The sequence below is a fragment of the Arthrobacter sp. YAF17 genome (genome assembly GCF_052113365.1).
Classification (GTDB): domain Bacteria; phylum Actinomycetota; class Actinomycetes; order Actinomycetales; family Micrococcaceae; genus Arthrobacter.
In genome coordinates this window covers 36645-63029 of sequence record NZ_JBFRDB010000012.1, presented here as the reverse complement: position 1 = coordinate 63029, position 26385 = coordinate 36645, and the positions used below count along the sequence as shown (strand labels likewise).

Below are 26385 nucleotides of genomic sequence, written 5' to 3'. Positions count from 1 at the left end.
GCAGCTGATTCGGCGTGGAAGTTTCACCAAATCCGCCACGTTCGAGCTGCGGGTAGAAGCGTTCATTATCGATTTGCAGGCGCTTGCATAAGTATTAATTGTTGTTCCTGGCCGGCGGGTGGCAGAGCGCCTCGAAACTGCGACCCGGTCGCCGCTCCCCCAAACACGAGTCGATCACAGATCCCCCGCAGCGATGTTCAAGAAAGGACAGTGGTGGTTATGATGCGGTCATGCCGAACCCGCGATTGTCCCTCGCATTAGAACGCATTCGCCCCGGAGACTGGGAGATATTCGAGAAGTTCGCGTCGGAGTTTTTAGCCGTCGAATATCCGGCCCTGCGCACGATGGCGGCGCCGAACGGAGACAAGGGAAGGGACGCCGAAATCTTCACGATTGACGGCGTGCCAAAAGTCGCATTTCAATATTCGGTCACACCGAGCTGGAAGACGAAAATTACGAGCACGCTGGGCACCCTCAAGAAGAATTTCCCTTCGGTCAGCACCATGATCTACCTGACCAACCAGGTGATTGGTCCGGCCGCCGATGAACTCAGGGAAGAGTCCCGACGTGACCGGAACATAACCGTAGATATCCGGGACCGGTCGTGGTTTGTGGACCGTGAGGTGTCCTATCCCCAACGGCGAGTGGCAAGTGAAGAGCTGGCTAAGAGATTTGTTGATCCGCTTTTGTCCAAGCGAGGGGTCATCGACAGAATATCGACCTTGACAGCGGACGAAAGCAAGGTCGCCGTGCTGCACCTGGCGCTCGACGACGAAGATCAGGCGACCGATGAGAGTCTTACCAAGAGCTGCTTCGATTCATTAGTGTTGGCGGCGCTTCACGATTCGAGCAGAGACAATAGGCTCAGCCTGAGCGAAATCCAGGACGGCGTCGCCCTCCGTATGCCCGTGGGGAAGCGAGGGCAAATCGATGCCCTGACCCTGAGCGCGTTGAACCGCCTGTCCCGGAAGGGGCCGGTTAAGCAGCACAAATCAGTTTCCGGGCCTGAGGATACCTACCACCTCAGTTTTGAGGAGGCTAAGAGGATCAATGATCAGACGGCCAGATTCCTTCTTGACGAAGCTGCTCTGGATGCAGAGCTCGTTGTGGCGGTACGAGCCCTCGAAGTACCTCAGGAACTGAGCGAGGCGCAGTTGACGGAGATTTCCCGGGAGCTGCGAACGGCGTTGGACGAAACACTCCTGGAACGGGGTGAGTCTTTTGCCGAAGCCGTGGAAACAGGAGAGCCGTTCCAGCTCAGCCCTGTCGCCATCGCGGACAAGATCACGGCGGATGGAGGCATCAAGGGGCTCGGTTCTGATGCCGCGGCCGCTGCCATAGCGCATGTCCTGGAGCAGCCTTCGCCTCAAACACAGTCCCATCTTCGGCGGCTCGCTGACGCATACACGCTTTTCGCGTTCCTGAAACAAACCCCGGATGTCCAGAAAGTCATGCTCAACGTCTTCAGTGAAGGCGACATCTGGATGGACACCACCGCGATCCTGCCGCTTATCGGGGAGAGCCTGATAGATGATCCTGAAGAGCGCCACTTCACGATCCTGATACGGGCAGCGGTCGACGCCGGGTTGCTGCTGTTCGTAACGGAAGGGGTCGTAGAAGAAGTTGAGAGGCACCTAAACCTGGCCGTCGCTTACGGTCACAACAGAACGTCGACTTGGGCCGGGAGAGTCCCTTTCCTCTACTCGGCCTTCGTGCTCTCGGGCCGTCCGGAGAATGAATTCCTGGACTGGCAACGGGACATCTGTGGACGCGAACAGCCGTTGCAGGACGTCAGCGACTACCTCGCAGCCGAATTCTCCATCCAGACCCGGAATCTCCTGGAGTACTCCGACGCCGCATCGATCGAACTCCGGGGCGCGGTTCAGGAACTGTGGAATCAGACCCACGAGAGAAGGCGTCAAAGGGGTGACTACGGAGCCGACCCGGGAACGCGGTCCCGTCTGGTTGCCCACGACGTCGAAAACTCTGTCGGCGTCATCGAGTACCGGCGGACCATTGGCCCATCCCCCATGGGCTATCTGGCCTGGTGGCTGACGTTCGATGGAACAGCAATGAAAATGAAGGACCACCTCCGGGAGCGCCTTGGCCCTCTTGCGCCTCCTTCGCCCGTCCTGAGCCCGGATTTTCTCACGCAATTGCTGCGCTTGGGCCCCCTTCGCACGGCCATCGAGCAGGACCTGAGAGTGCAGTTGCCCCTGCTCACGGACATGAGCGTCAATCACTACGCCCCGCAGGCTTTGCTCGATCTAGCAAGAGAAACCAGGGAAAAGTCGTCGAGCCAGAATGAACGCGTGGTGCGCCGCGAAGTCCGCGACGCGGTGAACCGCGCAAGGCAGCAGATGGGTCCAGCGGCGGTGGGCGGGGTCCGGGCGATGGAGGAACGAATTTCAGCTTCCATCAAACGCCAGTCACCTGAATGAGTCCGGCCGGCGGACCCAGCCTCATATGCCGGGCTCTTCCTCCGCCGGCCTGATCATGCGGAGTTCGTCCTCCACCGCGCGGGAAGGCCAATAGCGCCAGGTCAGATGTTGACCGAGCCGAGCTGGCCCGGCCGGCCGAAGGTCTGGGGCATCGCCCTGGCGGCGCCCCGCAGCGTTTCCTGGAAGCCGAGCATGGCCGGCGTCGGCTTCCTTCCCTTGAGCTGTCCGAGCAGGATCCGGCGGACCGGCACGGGAATCCGCGGATCGAGCGGGACCAGCCGGACGTCGTCGCGCAGGTTTGTCAGCGACAGCCGGGGGGCCAGGGCGACACCGAGTCCTGCCGCGACCATTGCCTGTGCTTCCTGATAGTCGTGGGCGTCATAGGAGATGTCGGGCGCGAACCCTGCCGCGTGGCAGCTTCTGGTCAGCACATCCGCCACGGGGTGCCCGTCGGCCCGGATGATCCAGCGCGCCGCGGCGAGTGAGCTGAGATCCACCGGCCCGCTCCGCCCCACGTCACTGGTCCCCGCCACCACCAGGACGGTGGGATCGTCCACGAGCTTTTCGGTGTCGATTTCCTCGTCCGTGAACGGGCTCCAGTCGTATTCCCAAAGGAGGGCCAGCTCCACCTCCCGCATGAGGAGCAGTTCGCGGAGGGGGTCCCGCAGCGCGCTCTTGACGGACACGGAAACGGCCGGGTGCTCCCTCGCGAACTGGGTCAGGACCAGCGGAAGAATGGAGGCGGAGGCCGTGGGGAATGACCCGATCCGCAGGCTGCCTGCCCGCAGCCCGCTCAGCGCCTCGAGATCAGACTCGGCGCCGGCCAGCTCACGCCGGATGGATCGCGCCCTGGCCACCAGGGCTGCCCCCGCGTCGGTGAGGACCACTCCCCTGGCGTGCCGCTCGAACAGGGTCTGCCCAGCCTCGGCCTCGAGCCGGCGCATTTGCTGGGAGACCGCGGACGTCGTGTACATCATCGCTTCGGCGGCCGCGGTCAGGGACCCGTACTCGGCTATTTCAGCCAGCAGGAAGAGGCGGCGAACATCAAGCTCCATACCAAAGAGTGTAGTTGAAGTTAAGGCAGTCAAAGAAAACGAACATTGTGCTCAACACTGGCAGCCCCGAAAGTAGATATGACCGAGGCCACACAGGCGCCGTGGCGGCCCGGACACCAACTACTTTCGAATCGAGAATCCATTGAGAATCCCAGCAACCCTGGTCAGGGGCGGAACCAGCAAATGCTGGCTGTTCGACGGCCAGGACCTTCCGGCGTCGAGGGACCAGATCGAGGCCCTCCTGATCGACACCTTCAACGCGGCGGACCCGCGCCAGATCGACGGCGTCGGCGGGGCCACGTCCACCACCTCCAAGGCGGCCGTCGTCTCGGCCGCCCCCGATGACGACGTCGACGTTGACTACCTCTTCGCGCAGGTCGGCATCGGCGAGGGCCGCGTCGAATGGGGCAGCAACTGCGGAAACTGCGCAACGGCCATCGCCCTCTACGCGGTGAGCCACGGCTTTGTGCAGCCCACCCCGGGAACCACCCTCGTCCGGATGCGCAACCTGAACACCGGCACCCGGCTCGAAGCCGACGTCGCCACCCCGGACGGGAAACTGCCGGCCTTCGGCGACGCGCAGGTCCCCGGCACCCTGGCCACCGGAGTGCCCGTCACCCTGGCCTTCCTCGACCCCGCCGGCGGCAGCACCGGCGCTGCACTGCCCACCCGGCACGCCCGCGAGGAACTGACGGTAGACGGCCGGAACTATCTGGTCTCCATGATCGACGCCGGCGCACCGATGGTCCTGGTGGCGGCCGACAGCCTGGGCCTGACCGGAACCGAAAGCCTGGCGGAACTCTCGGAATTCGTGCCCCTGCTCACCCGCATCCGGAGCGCGGCCGCGGTGCGCATGGGGCTCAGGGCCGCCGGCTCGCCGGTTGACCACGCGGTGCCCAAGGTGGGCGTGGTTGGCCCCGCCACGGACTTCGTCACCACCGGCGGCCAGCACATCAGCGGCTCGGCCTACGACGTCTCGATCCGGACCCTCTCCATGCACGCCCCGCACCCTGCGATCGGGCTGACGTCTGCCGTCGGGATCGCCACCGCCGCCCTCACGGCAGGCACCGTGGTCCACGCCGCCCTGCCCGGCGGGGCGATCCAGACAGCTCCCGACGCCGTTGCCCACCTCCGGATCGGCACCGCCGCCGGCATCATCGGCACCGTCGCCAACGTGGATCCCTTCGGGCGGCCTGCCCGGATCGGCCTGGAGCGGGCCGCCCGCGTCATCAGCGAATCCATCATCTTTACCCGCGCCGCCGCCCCTGTGCGGGCCAGCGCCTAACCGCATAAAAGACCAAGACAAAGGAGTCTGACATGAAAGTCACTTTGGAGAACATCGACCTGAAATACGGCGATACCTACGCCGTCCAGGGCGTCAACGCCGAAATCGAGGACGGGCACTCCCTGGTGCTGCTGGGCAAGTCCGGCTGCGGCAAGACCAGCACCATGCGCTGCATCGCCGGGCTGGAGACACCCGTCCGCGGCAGGATCACCATCGGGGATCAGGTGGTGTTCGACAGCGAACGAAACATCAACGTCCCATCGCACAAACGCAACGTGGGAATGGTCTTCCAGTCCTACGCCGTCTGGCCGCACCGCACCATCTTCGAAAATGTCGCCTTTCCGCTCCAAATGAAGAAACTGGGCAAAAAGGAAGTCACGGAGCGCGTCGACGAGGCACTCCAGCTGGTGGGTTTGGACGGGTTCCAGAAGCGCGGCGCCAGCCTCCTATCCGGCGGCCAGATGCAGCGGGTTGCCCTGGCCCGCAGCCTGGTGATGCGCCCCAGCGTCCTGCTGCTCGACGAGCCGCTCTCCAACCTTGACGCAAGGCTCCGGGACCGCCTGCGGATCGAACTCCGGGCACTGCAGCAGAAGCTCAACCTGACCAGCGTCTACGTCACGCACGACCAGGGTGAGGCCCTGGCCCTCGCGGACCGGATCGCGCTCATGCAGAACGGCAGGCTCGCGCAGGTGGGAAGTCCCGGCGAGATCTACGAAAACCCGGCGAGCGCCTCGATCGCGGACTTCCTGGGTGTCACCAACATTTTCCCGGTGCTCAAGAACGGCCACCCCGGAACGTACAAGATGGCGGAGCACAAGCTCGAACTGTCCACGGTCGAGTACACCCTCGGCGGCGATGCCATCAAGGCGTGCATCCGGCCGGAGGACGTCATCGTCTCCGCACACCGGCCAGAGGCCGACTCCAACAACTGGGCCGGCGAGGTCGCCGTGGCCAGCTACCAGGGTTCGAACGTGCGCTACCTGATCGAGCTCGACGGCGGCCCCGCCATCGAGGCCCTAGTTTCCCGCCGCGACGGCCCGCCCGCCGGAAAAGGCAACAGGGTCTGGGTCACGGCGAACCCCTCCGACATCCAGGTCCTCCCCGCCGAGGTGGCCTGATGTCCGCCGCCACCACAGACCTCCGCGAGCGGCCGGATCAGCAGCCGGGCACACCGCCCCGTGAGAAACCGGCCCCGCAGCCCCGACGCAGAACCGGCGGCCAGCTCGGCCACCAGCTCAGGAAGTCCATGCCCACGTGGCTGATGCTGGCCCTCCTGGCCCTCCTGATCCTCATGCCGATGGCCCTGATCCTGATCTCTGCCTTCAGCAGCTCCACACCCCGGCCGGGTTCGATCGGACTCAGCGGCCTGACGCTGGAGAACTTCAAGATCCTCTCCTCCCACCAGTCGGTCACCGCACTGACCAACTCCCTGGTGGTGGCAACATCCGCCTCAGTGCTGGCCATGTTTATCGGCGGAACCCTGGCCTTCCTTGCGGCCAGGACCAACATCTGGGGCAAGGCCGTCATCTACTTCATCGGCATCGCGCCGATGTTCCTGCCCTCCCTGGTGGGGGCACTGGCCTGGTCCCTCCTGGCCGGACCCGCCACGGGCTACCTGAACCTGCTCACCCGCGGCATCGGCCTGGGCAACCTCTTCAACGTCTACACGATGCCCGGCCTGATCTTGGTTCTGGCCTTGTACTACGCCCCCTATGCGTTCCTGCTGATCCACGGCGCCATGACCCTCATGAACCCCGATCTGGAGGAGGCCGCCAGCGTCCACGGCGGCTCGCTCGGCAAGATCCTGAAAACCGTCACCTTCCCTCTCGTCACACCGGCGATTCTCGGCTCCGGCGTGCTGATCTTTGCCCTGACCATGGAAAACTTCCCGGTCGCCCAGATGATCGGCACCCCCGGCCAGATTGAAACACTGCCCACCTTCATCTACCGCCTGATGAACTCCGCACCGGCCAGGGGTAACGAAGCCGCCGCGGTCGCCGTCGTCCTGACCGTCGTCCTGATAGCCGTCACCGCAATCCAGCAGCGCGTGGTGATGAAAAGGAACTTCACCACCGTGTCCGGCAAGGGCATGAAGCCCCGCATGATGGACATCGGCAAGCTCCGCGGCGTGGGCCTGGCTTTCGCCCTGGCGTACTTCGCCCTGGCAATCGTGCTGCCGGTGATAGCCCTGCTGCTGGCCTCGCTGCAGTCCTCGCCCTACGTCTCCAACCTGGGCCAGCTATTCGGCGAAGATGCACTCTCCTTCTGGTCGCTCTTCCAGACGCTGCAGTCGTCCACCTTCCTCGACGCGGCACGGAACAGCGTGATGGTCGCCGTCTGCGTCGCAATCCTGGGTGCCGGGCTGGCGTTCTACCTCAGCTACCTCGTGTACCGGACCAAGACCCCGGGCCGGAAGAGCCTGGAGTTCGTCGCCATGCTCCCGCTCGCCATTCCGGCGATCGTTATGGGCCTGGGCCTGCTCTGGACCTGGCTGGTACTGCCGCTGCCCGTGTACGGAACCATCGTGGTGCTGATCATCGCCTTCATCGCGATCTACCTGCCCCAGGGGTACCGGGGCATGTCCGCCAGCATCCTGCAGGTGGACAAGGACCTCGAGGACAGCGCAGTGCTTCTGGGCTCCACGAGGGCGCGCGCGGTGTCCTATGTGACCCTGCCGCTGATGAAGACAGGCGTGATGTCCACGGTCCTGCTGCTGCTGATGCTGGCGATGCGGGAACTCTCCGCCGCGTTGTTCCTGTTCACCTCCAACACCCGGCTCCTGGCGATTGTGGTCTTTGACAACTACGACAACGGGGCGCTGCGCTCCGCAGCCTCGACGAGCCTGCTCTACATCCTGGTCATCCTGGCCCTGGTCGTCATCGCGAAAGCCTTCGGCGCCCGCGCAACCAACGGAGAAGCACGATGAAAAACATCCTCAAGACAACGACGTCGGTGCTGGCCGCCGCCGTGCTGGCGGTCACCGCCGGCGCCTGCAGCGCCCCGAAGACCGTCACGCTGGTCAGCAAGGCCGAATCCCTCTCCGCCACCTCCGACCTCGTGATCAACGGGCAGACCGTGGCTGACAGCGAGCTGTTCGCCAAGGCCAAGGCCGAAGGGTCCATCAGCCTCTACAGCGGCTACGTGGAAAACAGCGAGAAGGAAGTCATCAAGGCCTTCACCCAGGACACCGGCATCAAGGTAAACCTGGTCCGGCTGGTACCCAACCGACTGCTGGAGCGCGTGCTCAGCGAACAGGGCGCCAACAAGCTGGGGGCCGACGTCATCCGCACCTCCGAGTTCTCCTCGGTATCAGCCATGAACAAGGCCGGCACCTTCGCGCCGCACAAGGTCCCCAACTTCGACCAGCTGGATGACACGGTGAAGTACGACGGCGGGAAGTTCTACCGCGTCTTCGACCCGGCGTTCACGTTCGCCTACAACACGGCCCTGGTCAGCGAGGCGGACGCCCCGAAGTCCTGGCAGGACCTCCTGGACCCCAAATGGAAAGGGAAGATCGGCACCACGCAGGTCGGCGCCGGCGGCAGCTCGGCATCCCTGGTCCGTTTCCAGCTCGACGCCCTCGGCGAGGACTACCTCAAGGGCTACGCGGCCCAGCAGCCACGGATCTTCGATTCCTCCGGCGCGCAGCAGGAAAGCCTGTCTCGCGGTGAAATCCAGGTAGCCACGGCAGTGGTCAGCAGCGTCAACATCGCAGCAAACAACAACGCGCCGGTGAAGTTCGTGGTCCCCAAGGAAGGATTCGCGCTCTACGACTACTTCCTGGGCATGACGCCCACGGCCAAACACCCGGCCGCCGCCCAGCTGTTCATGAACTGGAACCTCAGCAAACGAGGAGCCAGCGTCTTCTCCCAGATAGGCGAATACCCGGCCGATTCCTCCGCCCCGGCTCCCAAGGTGATGGATGTCCAGCTCCCGGCCATGAACACCGGGCTCCCGCACCGTGGAATGCCCGAGGACCTGGCCCGCCACGGAAAAGACGACCAGGAAACCTGGAACCGGATCTTCGGCTACATCGGCTGAATTCCGCAGACTACAGCGGGGCGGCCAAGGCGATCACCCGGATCGCCGACTCATCGCAACGACGGCCGCCCCGCTGTTTCACCGCCACCTCCCCGAGGCCTCCGGCAGTGCCGCCACGGCCTCCCTCGCAAGTGCTACTCCTGAGGAGACCCCCATGACTGAGACTGCGCACCGCGCCCCTGCCCCAGCGGGCGAGACCCTGGACGACGGTCCCAACCGTCCTCGCCGTCGCCGCCGTACTCTAATCTTGGCGGTGGCCGGATTCGTGTTCCTGGGTCTGGCCGCCCTTCTGCTGGGCGGTGACATCTTTGCCCCGGCGGCCACCACGCAACCGGAGCAGACCATGACCGCTGTCCAGATCATCCCGCTCGTCATTCTTGTCGTGATGTTTGTCGTCGCCACGAGGTGGCCACTCAACATCGGGGTCATGGGGCTGGTCGCATCCTTCGGCGTCGGCTACTTCCTGCTCGGCATGACCGACAAGGAGATCCTTAAGGACTTCCCCGCCAGCATCGTCCTGACGATCATCGGGGTCACCTATTTCTTCAGCATGGCCCAGCGGAACGGCACCATCGACATCATCGTCCAGAACTGCGTGCGCCTCGTCAGGGGCAAGACCCTGCTGCTGCCCTGGGTGTTCTTCCTGCTCGCAGCCGCACTGACGGCACTGGGCACCTTCTCCCCCGCCGCCGTCGCACTGCTGGCCCCGGCGGCCATCGCCTTCGCCTACGAGTCCCGTATCCATCCGGTACTAATGGGGGCTTTCATCATCAACGGGGCCCATGCCGGCGGCTTTTCACCGTTGTCCGTGGCCGGCGTGCTGGTGCACGACGTCGCGCTTGCGAACGGCTTTCCCATCTCCCAGGGCGCACTCTTCCTGGCCAGTTTCGCCATCAATCTCATTCTCTCCGTGCTGACCATCGTCCTGTTCGTCCTGCTGGGCAAGCTGCGCGACGGCGAGGGCGGCCAGCAGGCCGATCTGGACACCCGGACCGGCCGTCCCCACGGCCAGCAGATCCTCACGCTCGTGCTGATCGCCGTGATGCTCGTGTGCACCCTGGGCTTCCATATGCCGATCGGCTTTGTGGCCCTCTCGGCCGGACTCCTGCTCGCGCTGGTCAACATCAAGGAACATCAAACCTTTATCGGCGGCGTCTCCTGGTCCACGGTCCTGCTGGTCGCGGGCATGATCACCTATGTCTCCCTGCTCCAGCACGTGGGCGTCATCGACACCCTCGCCGAGATGGCACTGGCGCTGGGTGCACCGCTGCTGGTGGCGCTGGTCCTCTGTTACGTGATCGGCGTCGGCTCAGCCTTCGCCTCCTCCACGGCGTTGCTCACCGCGTTCATCCCGCTGGCCGGTCCGCTGCTGGCCACCAGCTCTCTCAGCGCCTCCGGAACGGTGGCGGCACTGGCCATCGCCGCCACCGTCGTGGATGTCTCCCCGTTCTCCACCGACGGCGCGCTAGTTGTCGCCAACGCCCGGGCGAACGACCGGCACCGCGTCTACCGCCAGCTGATGGTCTATGCCGGAGGAGTGGTGCTGGTGGCCCCGGCCCTGGCCTGGGCCCTGCTGGTACCCACCGGCGTCATGTGACAGTCCTTCACTGGGCCGGCCCGGCAAGCAGCTTTCTGATCTCGGCGAGCTTTGCTTCGGACTCTTCGAGGCTCAGTCGAAGCCTTTCGACCGTTGTGGCGCTCGTGTCCGTCGCATGGACGGGCGGTGCGGATTCCTTCTTCTTGGGAGACAGGAAGAAGTTGGCCAGGTAGCCGGTGAAGGTGCCGAAGATACCGACACCGACAATGATGATGCCTGCGCCGATCATGCGGCCCGCATCGGTGACCGGATATTGGTCACCGTATCCGACCGTCGATATCGTGACGATCGTGAACCAGATGGCGTCCGAGGCGGTCGTGATGTTGGCCCCCGGGGCGCCCTCCTCGACGGTGAGCATCGTGAGGCTTCCGAATTCCAGCACGAGAATGCCCATGATCAGCAGGGTGTAGAGGGAGCTGCCGGCCCGATCTTTGATCAGAGCACGGCGGACGGTGCGGGTGCCGACATCGCGGAGCAGCCGGTACACGCGGATCAGCCGGAAGACACGCAGGATCTTGAACTGCGCCAACGGCACGCTGGCCAACAGATCGGCCCAGCCGAAGTGCCTGAAGAAATAGGCGCCCGCCGATGGCGCGGTGACAATCCGGTAGAGGAAGTCGACGACGAAGATCACGCTGAAGAGGGCGTTCATCGCCGTCAGCACTGTATCGATCGACTTCTCCTGCGCGGCATACAGGAGCCCCAGATTGACGATCGACAAAATCGAAAGGATACCGATGAAGATCTCGTAACCGATGCTCTTCAGTTCACTGCGTTCCTTGGCCATGTGAGGATTCTGGCACGCAAGAAGCTGCGTGCCGACACTTTTTCGCCCGGTCCTGGAGGGATTTTGGTGACTACGACCGCGCGGCGGCGTGGGCCTGGTGGACGCTTTTTGTGGCGGGCATCGCGATCACGGCGACGACCGTGAGGACGGCACCGATCATGACGGCCAGGAACACGGCGGCGGAGGCCGCCACAATCGTGTGTGGATCCGTGCCGCCGTCTGGCGTGCCGGCGTAGACGGCGTTCGCTATTGCCCCGAAGACGGCGACGCCGATTGCGCTGCCGATCGATCGGGCGAAAAGGTTGGTACCGGTGACCACGCCGCGCTCGTTCCATTCGACGCTCGACTGGGCGGCAATGAGGGTCGGGGTCGCCACGAGCCCCAGTCCCAGCCCGACAATGAAGCAGCTGGCCGCGACCATCGCTATGTTCGGCGAAAAGGCGGTGAACGCAAGGACCGCCGTGCCGATGACGGTGACCGTGACGCCGATCAGGGCGGTCCTGCGGAACCCGATTCGAAGGTACAGGCGCCCCGACTGGGATGCACTGATCGGCCAGCCGATAGTGAGCGCGGCCAAGGCGAGCCCGGCGAGGATCGGGGAGGTGGAGAGTGCACCCTCGAGGAACGTGGGAACGTAGGAAGTGAGGCCGAGCATGACGGCTCCGACGCCGAAGGACACCATCGCCGTCGTCGCCAGCAGCCGGCGGGACGCAACCCACGGCGGCAGGACCGGTTCCGCGGCCCTCCGCTCGACGAAGATGAACGCGGCGAACAAAACCGCACCGGCGGCAAACACTCCGTAGCTGGCGGCAGAGTTCCACGCCCACGCCTGGCCGCCCTCAAGGGCCCCGAGGATGAGCAAAGTCAGGGAGACCGTCAGCAGCCCCGCCCCCAGATAGTCGACGCGGTGTTTCACGCGCTCAATGTTCTCGTGGAACGACCGCACCAGCATCCACCCGGCCACGATGCACAGCGGGATGTTCACGAGGAAGATGCCACGCCAGATGCCGAGGGAGGCAAACACTCCCCCGAGCGTTGGACCGACGACCGAGGAGACGGCCCATACGCTCGCAAGGTAGCCCTGCACTTTTGACCGCTCGGCCAGCGTATAGATGTCGCCGGCGATGGTGATGGCCATGGGCTGGACTGCTCCGGCGCCCAGGCCCTGCACCACGCGGAATGCAATGAGCGCTGGCATGCTCCGGGCGACTCCGCAGAGGATGGAGCCGAGCAGGAACAGGCCGATTCCGATGAGCATGATGGGCTTGCGGCCGATGGTGTCGGAGAGCTTCGCGTAGACAGGGACCGACACGGCCTGGGCCAGCAGGTAGGCGGAGAACAGCCACGGGAACGAGGTGAAACCGCCGATGTCGTCCACGATCGAAGGCACCGCTGTTGCCACCACCGTGGCATCGATCGCCACCAGTCCGGTGGAGAGCATCAGGGCGATGAGGACCGGTCCGCGTTTGGACCGGAAGCCCACACCGTCAGCATGCGTTGTCGTCACGTCGTCCCATTCCTGTCGGGGCCCAAAGCGCGTTGCCGGCAAAACCGGTTCCTATTCCGATTGCATAACTGCACCCTCCGCCGAATTAGTCCCGGATTTGACCGCAAACACTTTGAATAGACTCTTGCTCAACGATGCTTACCGATATATCGTTAACTATCGCCGATAGGTTCGGTGACCAACAAAATGAATGACTCCCAGAGGAAGGACGATGCCGCTATGAAAGGCATAAACGACGACAAATTCCCAGAAAGCGGCTCCCCCGCGGGACGCTTCGGCCGCGGCAGAGGTCGCCGCGGACCCCACGGACACGGCGGCTTCGGACCGGGGGGCGGCTTCGGGCCGGGCCGCGGGTTTGGGCCAGGGTTCGGTCCCGGATTCGGCCCCGGATTTGGTCCGGGCGGTTCACGCCGGGCAAACAGGGGCGATGTTCGATCCGCCATCCTCTCCCTCCTGGCCGAAGCACCGTCCAACGGCTACGGCCTGATCAAGGCAATAGCCGAGAGGACGTCCGGCGCCTGGCGTCCCAGCCCGGGCTCTGTGTACCCGACGCTGCAGCAGCTCGTTGACGAGGAACTCATCGCGCCCGAGAGCGACGGCCGGCGCACCGAGTTCTCCCTTACCGACGCGGGCAGGGCCTACGTCGCCGACCACGCAGAGGAGCTCGCGGACGCCTGGAACACCGACGCCCAGGGGTCCGGCCCGGCGTTTCATCAGAGCGTGGGGAAGCTTATGGGCGTGATCCACCAGTTCCGCTTCTCGGCCTCCGAGGAGCAACGCAAGGCAGCGATGGAAAAAATCGATGAAACCCGGCGCTCGCTGTACCAGATCCTCGCCGACTAGCACCTGAACGGGACCCGGGGCCAGGGTGGCGCGGCCGGCCTGATTTAATTTCTGGGATTTAATTCCTGGGCCTCCGCCCGGATCAGCAGGCTTAAGCTAATTGGACAACGTCTCTTCCATCACCGGGGAGGTCACCGTGGACTCTGAAACCGCCGATGTAATCGATCATGATGTCACCACCATCACTTGCGTGTGCGGCAACACCGTCAGCAAGGAAGGGTTGATCCAGGCGAACTCACAAGGCGTCCCCGTCCATCTCGGAGACACCACCCCGGTCCCCGCCGGGCTGGCGGAATGGCCTCCCGATGAGGATCTCCACACCCTGTGTCCCTCCTGCGGCCGCGTATACCGTGACTCTGTCATCGAAGAGACAGGAACCGCACCCGTTGCTTTCCGGGTCGACGTCACCGCCGTCCCCATTGCCGAGGCCATCCGCGTCCACTGGAACCTCAGCGCCCAGGACTGAACCTGTTGAGCGGACGACGGCGGGACCTCCCGCCGTCGTCCGTCTGCGCTTGGGCGCCGCTCCCCTACTGGGTCAGCCGGCGCCCTGGCCCTCGCGGGCCACCTCCTCCAGGACTCTGGCTGTCGGCGACGCCGACACCAGTTGCCCTATCACTTCCGGTTTGTCCCATACCTTGCTGCGGAGCTGTTCCAGAAAGACGGTCGCCGCGTCCTTGGTGTCGAAGTCCAGCAGCACGGCGATGCTGTTCTGGTCCTCGGCATCCCGGAACACCCGGACAGACCGGGCGCCTGAGGCCGCGCGGCCTGCGGGATCGCTGTCGAAGACCTTCTTCCACGCCTCGTAGTCCCGGACCTGATAGCCAATCTGAAGGGTGAACATCGTCGTTCCTTTCCTCGGGCTGATTCAGGACCACGATAGGACGTCCAGCGGCCTCCCGGTAGGGCCGGAAGGCGGCCTTCTGCCCGCCTCGCGCGGCGCAGGCCGCAGAAAATGCCCGGCTGGCCCGGACACCTTTGCCTCCGGCTGAGACAATGTCCCAATGGACATTGCGCTGGGACTCCTGGTTCTCGTCGCGGTGGTCTGCGCCGGTAGCGCGCTGGGCCGGAAGCTCAACATTTCGGTGCCGCTGCTGCTGGTGGTGGCCGGCGTGGCGGGCTCCTTCCTTCCGTTCGTCCCGCACATTGAGCTGAACCCTGAAGTCGTCCTGGTGGGACTGCTGCCGCCGCTGCTGTACGCCGCGGCGCTGCGGACCTCGCTCTTCGATTTCAGCTCCAACCGCCGCGCCATCGGACTGCTCTCGGTGGGCTATGTCATCTTCGGAACCTTCGCAGTGGGCTTTGTGGTCTGGTGGTTGTTCCCGGAAATCCCTCTTGCTGCCGCTATCGCTCTCGGCGCGGTCGTGGCGCCACCGGATGCTGTGGCGGCCACCGCCATCGCGAGGAAGGTGAGGATGCCACGCAGGATCGTCACCATCCTGGAGGGTGAATCCCTGGTCAACGACGCAACCGCCCTGATCTGCCTTCGTGCTGCCATCGCCGCCATCGCGGGGTCGGTGTCCCTGACGGGGATCGCCGCGGACTTCCTGCTCGCGGCAGGGGGCGGAGTGGTGGTGGGCATGGCAGCCGCCTACGTGCTGACCGAGCTCCGCAAGCGGACCCGGAACGTCGCCATCAACACGTCGACGTCGTTGATAGCCCCGCTCGTCGCGTACCTTCCGGCGGAGGCGATTCACGCGTCCGGCGTCCTCGCCGTCGTCGTTACCGGGCTGGTGATGGGCACCAAGGCGCCGTCCATGCCCAACGGCGCCGCCCGGCTAAGCCAGCGCAGCAATTGGAACACTGTGCAGTTTCTGCTGGAAAATGCCGTATTCCTGCTGATCGGGCTGCAGGTGCGGACCATCATCGACGGCGTCCAGGACGACTCCCTGGGCGCCGGGCGGATTTGGGCCGGCTGCGCCGTGATCCTGCTGGCGGTGCTGGTGCTCCGGCCGGTGTGGGTTTTCCCGGCCACTTACCTGCCCCGCCTGATTACGGCCGTGCGGCGGAATGACCCGGCGCCGCCGTGGCAGTTCGCGGCGATTGTCTCCTGGGCCGGGATGCGGGGGGTGGTCACCCTGGCCGCGGTGCTGGTGCTGCCCGCAGATCTGGAGCACCGTTCGGTGTTGATTCTGGCCGCCCTTGTGGTGGTGGGCGGCACGCTGACGCTGCAGGGGTTCACGCTCCCGGGACTGGTCCGCCTCCTGAATATCCAAGGCCCGGACCAGCGCGAAGACGCGCTGAACCAGGCTTCGCTGATGCAGCTGGCCACGGCCGCCGGAGTTGCCCGCCTGCAGGAACTGCGCACGGACAACGATCCGCCAGAGGTGGTGGCCATGCTGAAACGGCGCACCCAGGAGCGCGGGCTGGCTGCTTGGGAACGGCTCGGCCGCCCCTCGGCGGAAACGGCGACCCCCAGCGCGCGCTACGCCTGGCTGCGGCTGGCCATGCTGGATGCGGAACGGGCCAAGGTACTGGAACTGCGGCGCGGCGGCGAGTACGCGCAGGAGGTCCTCAGCGAGGTGCTGGACCGGCTGGATGTTGAAGAATCCATGCTGGACATGGCGTTGGACGAGGTGGACACCTCCGGCGAGGGCGGTGGGGAAGGGATCGCGAGGCCGGGCGGAGTATGTGCCCACCTCGAGTCGGCGCGGTCTCCGGAGGTACCCGGGGACCCCTTCTGCGTCAACTGCCGGAAGGAGGGCACGACGACGGTGCACCTGCGGATGTGCCTGGCGTGCGGCAAGGTGGGATGCTGTGATTCCTCACCCGGAAGCCACGCCTCGAGGCACTTCGAAGCGTCCGGGCACCCTGTCATGCGGAGCATCGAGCCGGGCGAAGACTGGCGCTGGTGTTATGAGGACGACCTGCTGGGATGACTCAAAACGTCTCTTCCAGCACCGGGAAGGTCACCGTGCACACTGTAACCGTCGACGTCACCGCCGGCCCTATTGCCGGTCCAATTGCCGGAGCCCTCCGGGTCCGCTGGAAGCGCAGCGCCCGGGCATGAACCACGTGAGCGGACGCGACGAGGTGCCAGCGGGAAACGTTGCACTCGTGACCGGCGCGAGCCGAGGGGTAGGCCGGGGCATCGCCCTGGGTCTCCTGGCCGCGGGGTTTGAGGTGTACGGCACGGGCCGCTCGATCGACCAGGCGGATCTGCCGCGGGAGATCCGGCGCCTGCGCTGCGACCATCTCAAAGACGAAGAGACGGCGCACGTGTATGAAGTGCTCCGGTCCGAGCAGGGGCGCCTGGATCTCCTCGTCAATTGCGCCTGGGGCGGATACGAGAAGATGGTCGAAGGCGGCGCGTTCACGTGGCCTGCGCCGTTTTGGGAGCAGCCCATGCACCGCTGGACCGGGATGATCGACGCCGGCGTCCGCGCGGCATTTGTTTGTTCGGCGCACGCGGCGCGCCTGATGACGCCGCAGAACGGCGGGCTGATCGTCAACATCAGCTTCTGGGCCGCTCAGCGTCATCTCGGCAACACGATCTACGGCATCGCCAAGGCTGCGACGGACAAGATGACGTCCGACATGGCAGTCGAGCTGAAACCGTTCGACGTTCCGGTCATCTCGCTCTACCCCGGCCTGGTGCGAACCGAGGCGGTCCTGGCGGCGGCGGAAAGTGGCGCGTTCGATCTCTCGACCAGCGAGAGCCCCGAGTTCATCGGCCGCGTGATCAGTGCGTTATTCCACGATCCGAACCTGATGGCGCGGACCGGCCAGGTGCTAGTCGCCGCCGCGGTTGCGAAGGAGTTCGGCGTCCTGGACACCGACGGAAGTTCGCCGCCGGCCCTCACTCTTGGGGACATCCGGGACGGGCTCTAAACGAGTTGGCCCCGGCCGTCGTCGTGGCCGTCGTCCTTCACTCGTCTACGGCCAACCGACGCCTTGCCTGTCTTCCCGGCTGGCCCCCATATGGCGGGGCCGAACTGCCAGTTTTCCCCGCTACCGCCGCATTCGGGGCCGTGGTACGTTCAGCGTAATCAGGATGTCCCGACGCGGCCCCTTGACCAGCCCGGCTCCTGGCCCCACCCCAGAAAGCTGAGGAAATGATGCCAACACTGATGATTTTCCACGAAGTCGACGACGTTGAGCGCTGGCTCAGCTCACCAAAACGGGAAGAGGTATTCGGGCCGCTGGGCATCACGGTCCGGACATTCATCGACCCGGCGAAGAGCAACCGTGTGGGCCTGGTCGCCCAAGTCCCCGACATGGAAACCTTCCAGCGGATCATGGAGTCCGCGGAGGCGGCCGAAGCGATGAAATTCGACGGCGTCCGTCCGGAAACAATTCTGATGCTCGTCGAGCCCTGACTCGGTCATCGGAGTGACAAAAACCGCGCCCATTGCTTTCCCGGTTGACGTCACAGCCGGCCGATTGCCGAGGCCATCCGGGTCCGCTGGAACCTTAGCGCCCGGAAAGGACCCTGCCAAGCGGACGACGCCGGCGGCCTCCCGCCGTCGTCCGCTTGGAGTTTTACGTAGTCGTACTCTCGAACCACGCCCTATTGCTAACCGACGCGCGAGGGGACCCGTTCAGTCCGAACCTCGGTTGTCCAGCGTTTTGTGCGCACAGCCAATATGGCTGACACCACGCACAGGCCGGCAATGACGTAGAGGCCTGCACTGGTGGTGCCTGTCAGGTCGCGGAACCAGCCGAAGATGAACGGTCCGCCAAAGCCACCCAGGTTGCCGATGGTGTTGATGAGGGCCAGCCCGGCCGCCGCGCCCACTCCGGTGAGGAACTTTGTAGGCAGTCCGAAGGAAAGCGGAATCCCGGAGCAGAGTCCCATCGCCGCGATACTGATGCCGATCAGCGTAACAATCGACGACGGCGCCCAGACCGCGATCAGGATGCCGGCGGCGCCCATCAAAGCAGAGACGGCGACGTGTCCCGCGATGTCATTCGTGCGTCGGGAGTGCATCGACCAGAGGATCGTGAAAACAACGGCGAAACCGTACGGGATAGCCGTGAGCATCCCGATTTCGATGACGGAGTATTTGATACCGAATGTTTGCTGGAAGTCTTTGATGATGGTGGGCAGGAAGAAACCGATGGCGTAGAGGCCAAACACCAGGCCGAAGTAGCCAAGGCCGAGCAGCCAGACTTTTCCGTTGAGCAGGACGCCGCGCAGCTTGTGCTGGACATAAGTGCCTTCCTCGTCGGCGAGGTCGCGGACAAGCAGCGTACGTTCCTCCTCGGTCAGCCACTTTGCCTGGTCCGGTTTGTCCGTGAGGTAGTAGAAGCACATGACACCCAACAGGATCGCCGGAATGCCGGTGATGAGGATCATGAAGCGCCAGCCGTCGAGGCCGAAGAGCAGGTTGTTTCCCCACTGGATGAGGCCCGAGGCCAAAGGAGCGCCGATGACTGACGAGAGTGGGATGCCAATGAGGAACATTGCGTACGCCTGCGCCCGATCCTTCTGGACAAACCAGTACGTCAGGTACAGGAGGATGCCCGGCGTGAATCCGGCTTCCGCCACCCCGAGCAGAAAACGAAGGACGTAGAGCATCGTGGCGTCTTGGACGAACGCCGTCAGGGCAGCCACGATGCCCCAGGAGACGAGGATTCGCGCCATCCATTTCCGGGCTCCAAAGCGGTGCAAGGCCAAGTTGCTGGGAATTTCAAGCAGGATGTAGCCGATGAAGAAGATGCCCGACGCGAATCCGAAGGCCGTGGCCGTCAGCCCGAGGGACTCGTTCATCCCGTTCGGCCCGGCGAAGCCGATATTGCTTCGGTCCAAGTAGTTCACGAAGTAGCACAGCATGAGGAACGGCATGATGCGCCAAAGTACTTTGCGGCGGGTGGAGGCGCGCAAGGCGCCCTGATCAGATGTGATTTGGGTTGCCACTGAAGATCTCCTCTTTGAGTTCTGGGGGAACGGCATGAATTGCTGGAGTTGATTAAGCCCGCTGTCGAGGGCTCTGTTCGGCATTGCTAGGCAGGCTCCGTACGACATCCACGATCGAAGAGTCATCTGCCCTATCGAGTCCTCCTTGGGAGGCTCGCTCGAATTCCCGGGCCACGGCGTTCAGGATCCTGGCGTCGAATCCGGCCCCTGCCGCTGCGGCTTTCACCAGGCTGGTGTCCTTCAGGAAGATGGACAGGTGGGTCTGGGTGGGGCGTTGTTCCGGCGGCTGGATCATGCGGGGACCCCGATCTGACAGCATCCAGGATCCTCCGGCGCCCCCGCTGACTGCCTTGAGCGCCTTTCCTTGATCGAGTCCCAGCGCGTGCGCAAACGCGAGCGCTTCCCCGGCGATGGCGAGATGTGACGCCGCCAGCAGCTGATTGACCATTTTGTAGGCCTGCCCGTCGCCTGCCTTGGTTCCGCAATCCTGAACTGCCCCCATGGTTTCCAGCGGGCCTCGGAGGGCATCGACATCCGCCGGGTCGCCGGCAACAAAGAGGCTGAGTCGGCCTTCAACCGCGCCGCTGACTCCGCCGGTGACGGGGCAGTCGATGACGCTGATTCCGCGGTCGGAAAGCCTGCCGGCAAAGTCCGTCACGGCGTCGACCCCCACTGTGCTGAGCACCACGACAGTCTTGATGTTGCCGGTCCCTGACAGCAGGGCGGAGTCGAGGAGTCCCCGGAGCTGGTCGCCTGTCGCGACGACAACAAACAGTGCGTCAGCGGCGGCGAGATCGTCGAGGGCCGTGGACGCCGCGATTCCCATTTCTGAAGCCTTGGCAACCTGGCCCGGATTCAAGTCCACTGCGCGTACGCGCTGGCCGCTTTCATGGATACGTCGGGCCATGGGCAGGCCCATGGCGCCGATGCCGAGAAAACCGACGAGGGGCGTGGCTGATGCGCTGGTCATGCCGGCTGGGCCACCTTGCTGCCGAGAGCGGCGAGGATCTCCGCGACGATAGCTCCGGTACTCGGAATGACGGCTTTTTCCAGCTCCTCGCTGTAGGGGATGGGTGTGCGGGCGGCTCCGAGCCGCCGAGGGGCCGCATCCAGCTCGTTCCAGCACTCCTGAACAGCATTGCCAATGATTTCCCCGCCCCACCCGAAGTCCCGGACGGCTTCGTGTGCCACCACGAGGTGGCGCGTTTTCTGGACGGAGGCGTAGATGGAATCCATGTCCAGGGGGTAGAGCGTGCGAGGATCAATGACTTCCACGTCGATGCCGCGTTCCGCAAGCTCTTCTGCCGCTTCGAGGGAGCGGCTGAGCATGAGCTGGGTGGCGACGACCGTGATGTCTTTGCCCTCACGGGCGGTCCGGGCCTGTCCGAACGGGATGAGTTCCTTGGTAACCGGACCCTTGTCGTAGTACAGGCCCTTGTGCTCAAGGAAGATGGTTGGATTGTTGCTCTTGATTGCGGTACGCAGCAGTCCGTAAGCGTCGTTCGCTGTTGATGGCACGACGACTTCGAGGCCGGGAATGTGCGCATAGAGGGTCTCCAGCGACTGGGAGTGCTGGGCCGCCTTGCCGATACCTGATCCGCCATTTGTGCGGAGAACCAGCGGCGTGGCGAATTGGCCGCCGAACATGTACCGGGACTTGGCTGCCTGGTTGATCAGGCCATCTGCGCCGAGAAGGCTGAAATCGGAGTACATGATTTCCACAATGGTCCGGGTTCCCGCCATCGCAGCACCGACTCCTGCGGAGATCAAGGCCTCTTCGCTGATGGGGGTGTCCCGCACGCGATGCTTGCCGAACGTCTCCGCCATTTTCCGGGTTACGCCGTATATGCCGCCCCCGGTTCCCCAGGTTGTGATGTCCTCCCCCATGATCATCACGTCCGGGTCTTCGGTGAATTCGTCATGCAGGGCCGCGTTCAGTGCGCGCCATATCGTCAACTGCTGTGCCGGCTTGTTCATCGGTGATCCTCACTGACCTGGGTGAAAGCTTGCGAAATGTCGGGGAAGGGCGAGGCCTTCGCGAATGCCTCGGCGGCATCGACGGCGGCTTCCGCTTCTGCGGCGATGGCGTCAACGTCCTCCTGGGTCAGCGTCCCGTGATCCACAAGCTTGGCGGCAAGCTTGGCGATCGGGTCACGGTCCTTCCACGCCTCGACCTGCTCCCGCGTACGGTAGATCTCCGTGTCGTCCGCCATATGGCCGAGGTATCGGTACGTGTCGGCGACGATGAAGGTGGGGCCGAGCCCGCGGCGGGCGCGCTCCACTGCTTCTGCGGTGACGTTTGCGACGGCTTCGACGTCCATGCCGTCGACGTCATACGAAGGGACCCCATAGGCCTCGCCGCGGCGGCGCAGCTCGGGCTGGGCCACCATTTCTTCAAGGGTTGCGGATTGGGCGAAGTGGTTGTTTTCGCAGACGAAGATCACCGGAAGCTTCCAGATGGCGGCCAAGTTGAAGCTTTCTGCCAATACGCCCTGGTTGCTGGCGCCGTCGCCAAAATACGCGACGGCGACGTCGCCGCTGTTTTGTTGTTGCGCCGCCAAAGCAGCTCCCGTTGCCAGACCAATGCCAGCTCCAACGATGCCGTTGGTACCGAGGATCCCAAGTTCCTTCACGCCGATGTGCATAGAGCCGCCCTTGCCTCCGCAGTAGCCGTCCCGGCGGCCAAGGATTTCAGCAAGGGTACGGCCCGCGTCGGCACCCTTGGCCAGGCAGTGGGCGTGGCCGCGATGGTTGCTGGCAATGCTGTCTGTCGCGCGTAGGGAGTGGGAGACGCCGACCGCGATGGCTTCCATCCCCACGGAGGGGTGGGTCGAGCCGCGGATGAGTCCTTCTCGGGAATAGCCGGGGAGGCGCGATTCGAATTCGCGGATGGCGGTCATTGATTTGAGCGCCGCCGTACCGTCTGCAGCCGGATCGAAGACGTTCAGCTCCGTTGTTTGAGGAGTGGCCATGGGTTTACGCAATCCTGGCAATAATGGCGCCGGGCTCGATGACGTCGCCTTCCGCCGCGATGAGGGTGATGACTCCCGCCATGGGGGAGGTGACCTCAACCTGCACTTTTGAGGTTTCCAATTCCACCAAAGCCTGGCCCGCCGTCACCTCGCTGCCGTCTTCGATCAGCCATTCGCTGATGTCGGCTTCAGTTTCGCTGCCAAGAATGTCCTGGTTGACTACAACGTCCACAGGGCTTCCTTCCGATCGGGGTGGTGTGCCAACGGCATCTCGTGCTTATCGACGGGACGGTGGAACTACCGGATATAATCTAGGTCACTCCAAATAGTAATCTTGGTCTTACCAAGAGTCCAGTCTTTTGGCGAGACTCTTTTGGCCGACCCAAGCGGGCAGCCTCCCCGGACCACACGCTTGGTAGGTCCAAGATAGGATGAGATGAACCATCGGCCACACTTGTGCCGGGCATCGCGAATCGAACGTGAATTGAGGCTTTCAGTGTCCGACGACAACCTGCTGGACCGCCTGCTGGAACTTGTTGACGAAGTTGGGCCGGACCAGAGAATTCCCTCGGAGCGCGACCTCGCTGAGCGCTGGGGATGCTCCCGGACCGCCCTGCGGGACAGGTTGCGGATGCTTGAGGCGATGGGTGCCCTGGAGCGCAAAGGCGCGGGTGGGACATACACCCGTGTCATGAAGCCTCAGGACGTGGCAGTGGCATTGCGGACCGGCCTCCACGCGTCGGCATTGTCCTCGGCGACGGCATTCCAATCCGTACGCGTGGCCCTGGAACGGGAAGCCGCCCGATTGGCTGCCACCGTAGGCAAGCCCGTCCCCATCGCGCATGTGGAGGAGGCCGTACTGCGGATGGAAGCTGCCACCGACCCTGATGAGCTCTACGCGGCCGACCTGGAGTTTCACACGGCACTATTCCAGGCATCTGGAGACGCTGCCCTCATCTTCCTGTCGGAGGCAGTTGGCGACCTCATCGCGCAGTCAGTTACCGAACGACGAGCCCGGATGCGGACGCTGTCCTCCGACGCCGAGGTGCTCCGCAGCCTGCACCGGAACATACTCGACGCGCTCAAATCAGGGAGTCCGGGCGAGGCAATGAACGCCATGGACGAACATTTTGCGCGGATAGACAGGGCGGGCGAGTTGGTGGAAGTCACCAAGCCGGGTTCGTCGGCCCTGCCCTGACAACCGCCGTGGCCCCGCCGTACGAACGCCGAAGTATCAGGAGCAGGTTCGGATGCCCAAGGTACCCCTGATCTTCGGCTGGACTTGCCGGCGCCCGGGAGTCCTCCTGGGGCCTGTTCGCCTTCACTTCGGCCGCCTCTTTGGCCCAGTCGGCGTCGTCGAACGGCGGCGAACGCGTGGATGGCGCCGTTGACGCTGGTGCGGCCGCACCCACGGTGCAAGCCAAAAGCCGGCGCATCCTTCGACTCTTTCATTGGGGTTGGCATGCGTCGCATGATGAGCGCATGGCGTACATCGCATCAGCGGACGAATCCGCTGTCGCCAAGGCTCAGCACGAGCTCCAGGAGGCCGGCGTCCGCACCGTGATCGGCACGGTGGTGAACGCTTCGGGCATCACGCTGGCCAAGAGCGTCCCGCTGGCCCGGCTCGGCGCCTTCCACCAGTCCGGGATGGGCGCCGCCCCCGTCTGGCATGTCTTCGCGATCGACGGCGGGATAGCGTTCACGGACACCATCACCACCGTGGGCGATCTGCGCCTGAAGATCGATATCGAGGGGCTCCGCATCCTGCCGGGCGGCCGGGCCTGGGCGCCTGGCAGCCTTTTCGAACAAGACGGAACCGCATCTCCGGCCTGCGCCCGCGGACTGCTGGCCGACGTCGACGGGAGCCTGGACGCAGCCGGGTACCGGGCACTCGTGGGCCACGAACTGGAATTCGTCCTCGTCGCCTCGGACGGTTCAGCGCTGGACACCACACTCTGGGTTCCGTACGGGGCAACCGGCCTGCTGGACCGGGCGGAATTCCTCGATGACCTGCTGACCACACTGAACCAGGCCGGCGTTCCGGCAGAGCAGCTCCACGCCGAGTAGGGCAGAAACCAGTTCGAGTTCTCCCTCCCTCCTGCTTCGCCGGTTCAGGCCGCGGACACCGTGGTCCTGTCCAAGCTCATCGTTGGCATCACGGCCCGGGCCCACGGTATGCAGGCCTCGTTCTCCCCGCTGCCCTTTGCCGGCACGGTCGGAAACGGCGCCCACCAGCACTTTTCGCTCCACAAGGACGGCGTGCCGCTGTTCTCCGGCGGCAGCGGACCGCACGGCATCCGCGAGGAGGGCGGCGCGGCCATCGGCGGCATCATCGCAGGACTCCCCGAGATCCAGGGCTTCCTCACGGGATCAGTCTTGTCCGGAAGCCGCCTGGCACCCGGCACGTGGTCGGGAGCCTACCTGTGCTGGGGCCTGGAAAACCGGGAGGCCTCGGTGCGGTTCCTGGAGGAGGGCGAGAGCAACCCGCACGGAGCCAACGTCGAGGTGAAAATCATCGACCCGTCGTCGAACGTGTATCTCGCGTCCGCAGCCATCCTTGCGCTCGCCCTCGACGGCATCCGCCACGGGCGCAGGCTTCCGCAACAGATCCCCGGCGACCCCGGCCGGCTCTCCGAAGACGAGCGACGCCGGGCCAACATCCGGCTGCTCCCGGACTCCCCCGCTGACATCATCGACACGCTGGACACGTCACGCCTGGCGCGCGGGCTGCTCGGCGACGCCATCGTCGATGCCACGGTGGCCGTCCGGCGCTACGAACAGCGGATCTCCGCGGGACTCCCGCCGGAAGAGCTGGCGGGACGCTTTCGACTTGCCTGGTCGATCTGATGGCCGGCGGGTCCTTCCCGGACTTCGTTGACCACGTCAGCCTCATCGATCACCACGTGCATGGCGCGTTTCGCGCCGACGGCGACGAGGCCCGCTTCCAAAACGCGCTCAACGAGGGAAGCACCGAACCGCTGGCCCACCCCGGGGACGCGTACAACACCCAAATCGGGCTCGCCATCCGACGCTGGTGCAGCGGCATTCTTGATTTGCCACGGCACGCCTCACCGGCGGACTACTGGAGCCGGCGCTCCGAGCTTGGCGAACTCGAGGTTTGCACGCGCATGACCCGCGCTGCCGGCGTGAGCGACTGGCTGATCGATACTGGTCTTGATGCGCCTGGCTACCTCGGCATGGCGGGCATGGCCGAGGTCTCGGGTGGGCGGAGCCACCAGATCGTTCGGCTGGAACTGGTCGCCGAGTCGCTGATCCAGGAGATCGACAACCCTGGCGATTACGTCGAAGAGTTCGGCCAGCGGCTTCAAGAGCTGACCCGCAGCGCCGTGGGCTTCAAAACAGTACTCGCCTACCGCGCGGGATTTGACCAGGATCTCAGCCGGCCCACACCGGCCGCGGTGGTTGAAGCGGCCCGCCGCTGGCAGGAGAACCTGCGCGCCGGCACCCCCGTGAGGCTCACCGATGTGCCCCTCCTTGCCCACGGGATCCACACGGCCGTGTCGATGAAGCTTCCGCTGCAGTTCCATGTGGGGTTAGGTGACCGCGACCTCGACCTCCACAAGACCAATCCCCTGTACCTTCTGGACTTTCTGCGGTCCCCCGATGTGCGGGACACACCCATCATGCTGCTCCACTGCTATCCGTTTGAGCGTGAAGCCGGCTATTTGGCCCACGCCTTTGAAAACGTCTACCTCGATGTGGGCCTGGCCGTGAACTACACCGGGACACGGAGCAGGGACCTGGTGGCCCGTTCCTTCGAGCTGGCCCCCTTCACGAAAGTCCTGTACTCCTCCGACGCGTTCGGCCCGGCCGAACTGCACTACCTCGGAGCGAGACTGTGGCGCAACGCCATCTCCAAAGTGGTCGGCGGATGGATCGACGACGACGACTGTTCCGAGGCGGACGCCCGCAGGATCGTGCAGCTCGTCGCGCGCGACAACGCCCGCCGTGTGTACGGGCTCGCCTGAGCGTCTGG

The 26385-nt window shown here is 64.5% G+C and carries 24 protein-coding genes and 1 pseudogene; 16 read left to right on the top strand and 9 right to left on the bottom strand.

The annotated features are described in order from the left end of the window. The first annotated feature begins 230 nt into the window (after positions 1-230). Positions 231-2441, top strand: a complete 2211-nt coding sequence (locus AB4Y67_RS11540; protein ID WP_441405914.1) for a hypothetical protein — start codon at positions 231-233, stop codon at positions 2439-2441. Between the two features lie 101 nt (positions 2442-2542). Here the strand turns inward: AB4Y67_RS11540 and AB4Y67_RS11535 are convergent, their stop codons facing one another. Further along, entirely contained in the window at positions 2543-3496 is a 954-nt protein-coding gene (locus AB4Y67_RS11535) for a LysR family transcriptional regulator (protein ID WP_441405913.1), read from the bottom strand. Between the two features lie 142 nt (positions 3497-3638). On the opposite strand from AB4Y67_RS11535, the gene AB4Y67_RS11530 reads away from it, so the two are divergent. The 5 genes from AB4Y67_RS11530 to AB4Y67_RS11510 all read left to right on the top strand — a co-directional run bounded on the left by AB4Y67_RS11530 (position 3639) and on the right by AB4Y67_RS11510 (position 10419). Beyond that, on the top strand, positions 3639-4781 hold the full coding sequence (locus tag AB4Y67_RS11530; RefSeq protein WP_441405912.1) for a PrpF domain-containing protein: 1143 nt from the start codon (positions 3639-3641) through the stop codon (positions 4779-4781). A 32-nt stretch (positions 4782-4813) separates the two neighbouring features. Continuing rightward, positions 4814-5899: an ABC transporter ATP-binding protein gene (locus AB4Y67_RS11525; RefSeq protein WP_441405911.1), complete on the top strand. Its 1086-nt coding sequence runs from the start codon at positions 4814-4816 to the stop codon at positions 5897-5899. Continuing rightward, on the top strand, positions 5899-7707 hold the full coding sequence (locus AB4Y67_RS11520) for an ABC transporter permease (RefSeq protein WP_441405910.1): 1809 nt from the start codon (positions 5899-5901) through the stop codon (positions 7705-7707). The genes AB4Y67_RS11525 and AB4Y67_RS11520 overlap by 1 nt, the downstream gene beginning before the upstream one ends. Beyond that, positions 7704-8822: an ABC transporter substrate-binding protein gene (locus tag AB4Y67_RS11515; protein ID WP_441405909.1), complete on the top strand. Its 1119-nt coding sequence runs from the start codon at positions 7704-7706 to the stop codon at positions 8820-8822. The genes AB4Y67_RS11520 and AB4Y67_RS11515 overlap by 4 nt, the downstream gene beginning before the upstream one ends. 154 nt (positions 8823-8976) lie before the next feature. Next, entirely contained in the window at positions 8977-10419 is a 1443-nt protein-coding gene (locus AB4Y67_RS11510) for an SLC13 family permease (RefSeq protein WP_441405908.1), read from the top strand. A 7-nt stretch (positions 10420-10426) separates the two neighbouring features. Here the strand turns inward: AB4Y67_RS11510 and AB4Y67_RS11505 are convergent, their stop codons facing one another. Next, positions 10427-11206, bottom strand: a complete 780-nt coding sequence (locus tag AB4Y67_RS11505; RefSeq protein WP_441405907.1) for an ion transporter — start codon at positions 11204-11206, stop codon at positions 10427-10429. Between the two features lie 70 nt (positions 11207-11276). Continuing rightward, positions 11277-12713: an MFS transporter gene (locus tag AB4Y67_RS11500; protein ID WP_441405906.1), complete on the bottom strand. Its 1437-nt coding sequence runs from the start codon at positions 12711-12713 to the stop codon at positions 11277-11279. A gap of 219 nt (positions 12714-12932) precedes the next feature. Here AB4Y67_RS11500 and AB4Y67_RS11495 point away from each other — a divergent pair, with 219 nt between their 5' ends. Both AB4Y67_RS11495 and AB4Y67_RS11490 read left to right on the top strand, forming a co-directional pair. Continuing rightward, a complete protein-coding gene (locus AB4Y67_RS11495; protein WP_441405905.1) occupies positions 12933-13556 on the top strand; it encodes a PadR family transcriptional regulator in 624 nt (207 codons plus the stop codon). 100 nt (positions 13557-13656) lie between these two features. After that, entirely contained in the window at positions 13657-14022 is a 366-nt protein-coding gene (locus AB4Y67_RS11490) for a hypothetical protein (RefSeq protein WP_441405904.1), read from the top strand. Positions 14023-14094: 72 nt separating this feature from the next. Here AB4Y67_RS11490 and AB4Y67_RS11485 read toward each other — a convergent pair whose 3' ends face one another. Next, positions 14095-14400 (bottom strand): hypothetical protein, encoded by a 306-nt coding sequence (locus AB4Y67_RS11485; RefSeq protein WP_441405903.1) that lies wholly within the window; start codon positions 14398-14400, stop codon positions 14095-14097. A 160-nt stretch (positions 14401-14560) separates the two neighbouring features. On the opposite strand from AB4Y67_RS11485, the gene AB4Y67_RS11480 reads away from it, so the two are divergent. From AB4Y67_RS11480 to AB4Y67_RS11465, 4 genes are all read left to right on the top strand, one after another. Beyond that, positions 14561-16435 carry a Na+/H+ antiporter gene (locus tag AB4Y67_RS11480; protein WP_441405902.1) on the top strand — a complete coding sequence of 625 codons (1875 nt, stop codon included), beginning with the start codon at positions 14561-14563 and terminating at the stop codon, positions 16433-16435. Further along, a complete protein-coding gene (locus tag AB4Y67_RS11475; protein ID WP_441405901.1) occupies positions 16432-16566 on the top strand; it encodes a hypothetical protein in 135 nt (44 codons plus the stop codon). Before AB4Y67_RS11480 ends, AB4Y67_RS11475 begins: the two co-directional genes overlap by 4 nt. Beyond that, positions 16563-17387 carry an SDR family NAD(P)-dependent oxidoreductase gene (locus AB4Y67_RS11470; protein WP_441405900.1) on the top strand — a complete coding sequence of 275 codons (825 nt, stop codon included), beginning with the start codon at positions 16563-16565 and terminating at the stop codon, positions 17385-17387. Before AB4Y67_RS11475 ends, AB4Y67_RS11470 begins: the two co-directional genes overlap by 4 nt. 224 nt (positions 17388-17611) lie before the next feature. Further along, positions 17612-17875 (top strand): hypothetical protein, encoded by a 264-nt coding sequence (locus AB4Y67_RS11465; RefSeq protein ID WP_441405899.1) that lies wholly within the window; start codon positions 17612-17614, stop codon positions 17873-17875. A 197-nt stretch (positions 17876-18072) separates the two neighbouring features. Here the strand turns inward: AB4Y67_RS11465 and AB4Y67_RS11460 are convergent, their stop codons facing one another. The 5 genes from AB4Y67_RS11460 to AB4Y67_RS11440 are packed head-to-tail and all read right to left on the bottom strand — an operon-like array spanning position 18073 to position 22620. Further along, the gene (locus tag AB4Y67_RS11460) at positions 18073-19416 is read right to left on the bottom strand and encodes an MFS transporter (protein WP_441405898.1); all 1344 of its coding nucleotides are present in this window, start codon (positions 19414-19416) and stop codon (positions 18073-18075) included. A 52-nt stretch (positions 19417-19468) separates the two neighbouring features. Further along, positions 19469-20386 (bottom strand): NAD(P)-dependent oxidoreductase, encoded by a 918-nt coding sequence (locus tag AB4Y67_RS11455; protein ID WP_441405897.1) that lies wholly within the window; start codon positions 20384-20386, stop codon positions 19469-19471. Continuing rightward, positions 20383-21393, bottom strand: coding sequence for an alpha-ketoacid dehydrogenase subunit beta (locus AB4Y67_RS11450; protein WP_441405896.1), 1011 nt, complete (start codon positions 21391-21393; stop codon positions 20383-20385). Before AB4Y67_RS11450 ends, AB4Y67_RS11455 begins: the two co-directional genes overlap by 4 nt. Continuing rightward, the gene (locus AB4Y67_RS11445; RefSeq protein WP_441405895.1) at positions 21390-22388 is read right to left on the bottom strand and encodes a thiamine pyrophosphate-dependent dehydrogenase E1 component subunit alpha; all 999 of its coding nucleotides are present in this window, start codon (positions 22386-22388) and stop codon (positions 21390-21392) included. Before AB4Y67_RS11445 ends, AB4Y67_RS11450 begins: the two co-directional genes overlap by 4 nt. Before the next feature lie 4 nt (positions 22389-22392). Further along, the gene (locus AB4Y67_RS11440) at positions 22393-22620 is read right to left on the bottom strand and encodes a lipoyl domain-containing protein (protein WP_441405894.1); all 228 of its coding nucleotides are present in this window, start codon (positions 22618-22620) and stop codon (positions 22393-22395) included. Positions 22621-22884: 264 nt separating this feature from the next. Between AB4Y67_RS11440 and AB4Y67_RS11435 the strand changes: the two genes are divergently transcribed. From AB4Y67_RS11435 to AB4Y67_RS11420, 4 genes and pseudogenes are all read left to right on the top strand, one after another. Further along, complete coding sequence (locus AB4Y67_RS11435) at positions 22885-23586, top strand: FadR/GntR family transcriptional regulator (RefSeq protein ID WP_441405893.1); 702 nt, start codon at positions 22885-22887, stop codon at positions 23584-23586. Positions 23587-23870: 284 nt separating this feature from the next. Continuing rightward, entirely contained in the window at positions 23871-24455 is a 585-nt protein-coding gene (locus tag AB4Y67_RS11430; RefSeq protein WP_441405892.1) for a hypothetical protein, read from the top strand. An 18-nt stretch (positions 24456-24473) separates the two neighbouring features. Next, positions 24474-25235 (top strand): annotated as a pseudogene (locus AB4Y67_RS11425) (glutamine synthetase family protein); the annotation flags it as partial. Next, positions 25235-26377, top strand: a complete 1143-nt coding sequence (locus tag AB4Y67_RS11420; RefSeq protein WP_441405891.1) for an amidohydrolase family protein — start codon at positions 25235-25237, stop codon at positions 26375-26377. The pseudogene AB4Y67_RS11425 and the gene AB4Y67_RS11420, both read left to right, overlap by 1 nt. Positions 26378-26385: the final 8 nt, after the last annotated feature.

What these genes read in the sequence shown, in the direction of transcription:
- AB4Y67_RS11445 (WP_441405895.1), bottom strand. Translation starts at nt 22,388, where the DNA reads ATGGCCACTCCTCAAACAACGGAGCTGAACGTCTTCGATCCGGCTGCA.
- AB4Y67_RS11450 (WP_441405896.1), bottom strand. Translation starts at nt 21,393, where the DNA reads ATGAACAAGCCGGCACAGCAGTTGACGATATGGCGCGCACTGAACGCG.
- AB4Y67_RS11455 (WP_441405897.1), bottom strand. Translation starts at nt 20,386, where the DNA reads ATGACCAGCGCATCAGCCACGCCCCTCGTCGGTTTTCTCGGCATCGGC.
- AB4Y67_RS11485 (WP_441405903.1), bottom strand. Translation starts at nt 14,400, where the DNA reads ATGTTCACCCTTCAGATTGGCTATCAGGTCCGGGACTACGAGGCGTGG.
- AB4Y67_RS11470 (WP_441405900.1), top strand. Translation starts at nt 16,563, where the DNA reads ATGAACCACGTGAGCGGACGCGACGAGGTGCCAGCGGGAAACGTTGCA.
- AB4Y67_RS11540 (WP_441405914.1), top strand. Translation starts at nt 231, where the DNA reads ATGCCGAACCCGCGATTGTCCCTCGCATTAGAACGCATTCGCCCCGGA.
- AB4Y67_RS11495 (WP_441405905.1), top strand. Translation starts at nt 12,933, where the DNA reads ATGAAAGGCATAAACGACGACAAATTCCCAGAAAGCGGCTCCCCCGCG.
- AB4Y67_RS11420 (WP_441405891.1), top strand. Translation starts at nt 25,235, where the DNA reads ATGGCCGGCGGGTCCTTCCCGGACTTCGTTGACCACGTCAGCCTCATC.
- AB4Y67_RS11465 (WP_441405899.1), top strand. Translation starts at nt 17,612, where the DNA reads ATGATGCCAACACTGATGATTTTCCACGAAGTCGACGACGTTGAGCGC.
- AB4Y67_RS11520 (WP_441405910.1), top strand. Translation starts at nt 5,899, where the DNA reads ATGTCCGCCGCCACCACAGACCTCCGCGAGCGGCCGGATCAGCAGCCG.
- AB4Y67_RS11525 (WP_441405911.1), top strand. Translation starts at nt 4,814, where the DNA reads ATGAAAGTCACTTTGGAGAACATCGACCTGAAATACGGCGATACCTAC.
- AB4Y67_RS11505 (WP_441405907.1), bottom strand. Translation starts at nt 11,206, where the DNA reads ATGGCCAAGGAACGCAGTGAACTGAAGAGCATCGGTTACGAGATCTTC.
- AB4Y67_RS11430 (WP_441405892.1), top strand. Translation starts at nt 23,871, where the DNA reads ATGGCGTACATCGCATCAGCGGACGAATCCGCTGTCGCCAAGGCTCAG.
- AB4Y67_RS11515 (WP_441405909.1), top strand. Translation starts at nt 7,704, where the DNA reads ATGAAAAACATCCTCAAGACAACGACGTCGGTGCTGGCCGCCGCCGTG.
- AB4Y67_RS11480 (WP_441405902.1), top strand. Translation starts at nt 14,561, where the DNA reads ATGGACATTGCGCTGGGACTCCTGGTTCTCGTCGCGGTGGTCTGCGCC.
- AB4Y67_RS11510 (WP_441405908.1), top strand. Translation starts at nt 8,977, where the DNA reads ATGACTGAGACTGCGCACCGCGCCCCTGCCCCAGCGGGCGAGACCCTG.
- AB4Y67_RS11475 (WP_441405901.1), top strand. Translation starts at nt 16,432, where the DNA reads ATGACTCAAAACGTCTCTTCCAGCACCGGGAAGGTCACCGTGCACACT.
- AB4Y67_RS11535 (WP_441405913.1), bottom strand. Translation starts at nt 3,496, where the DNA reads ATGGAGCTTGATGTTCGCCGCCTCTTCCTGCTGGCTGAAATAGCCGAG.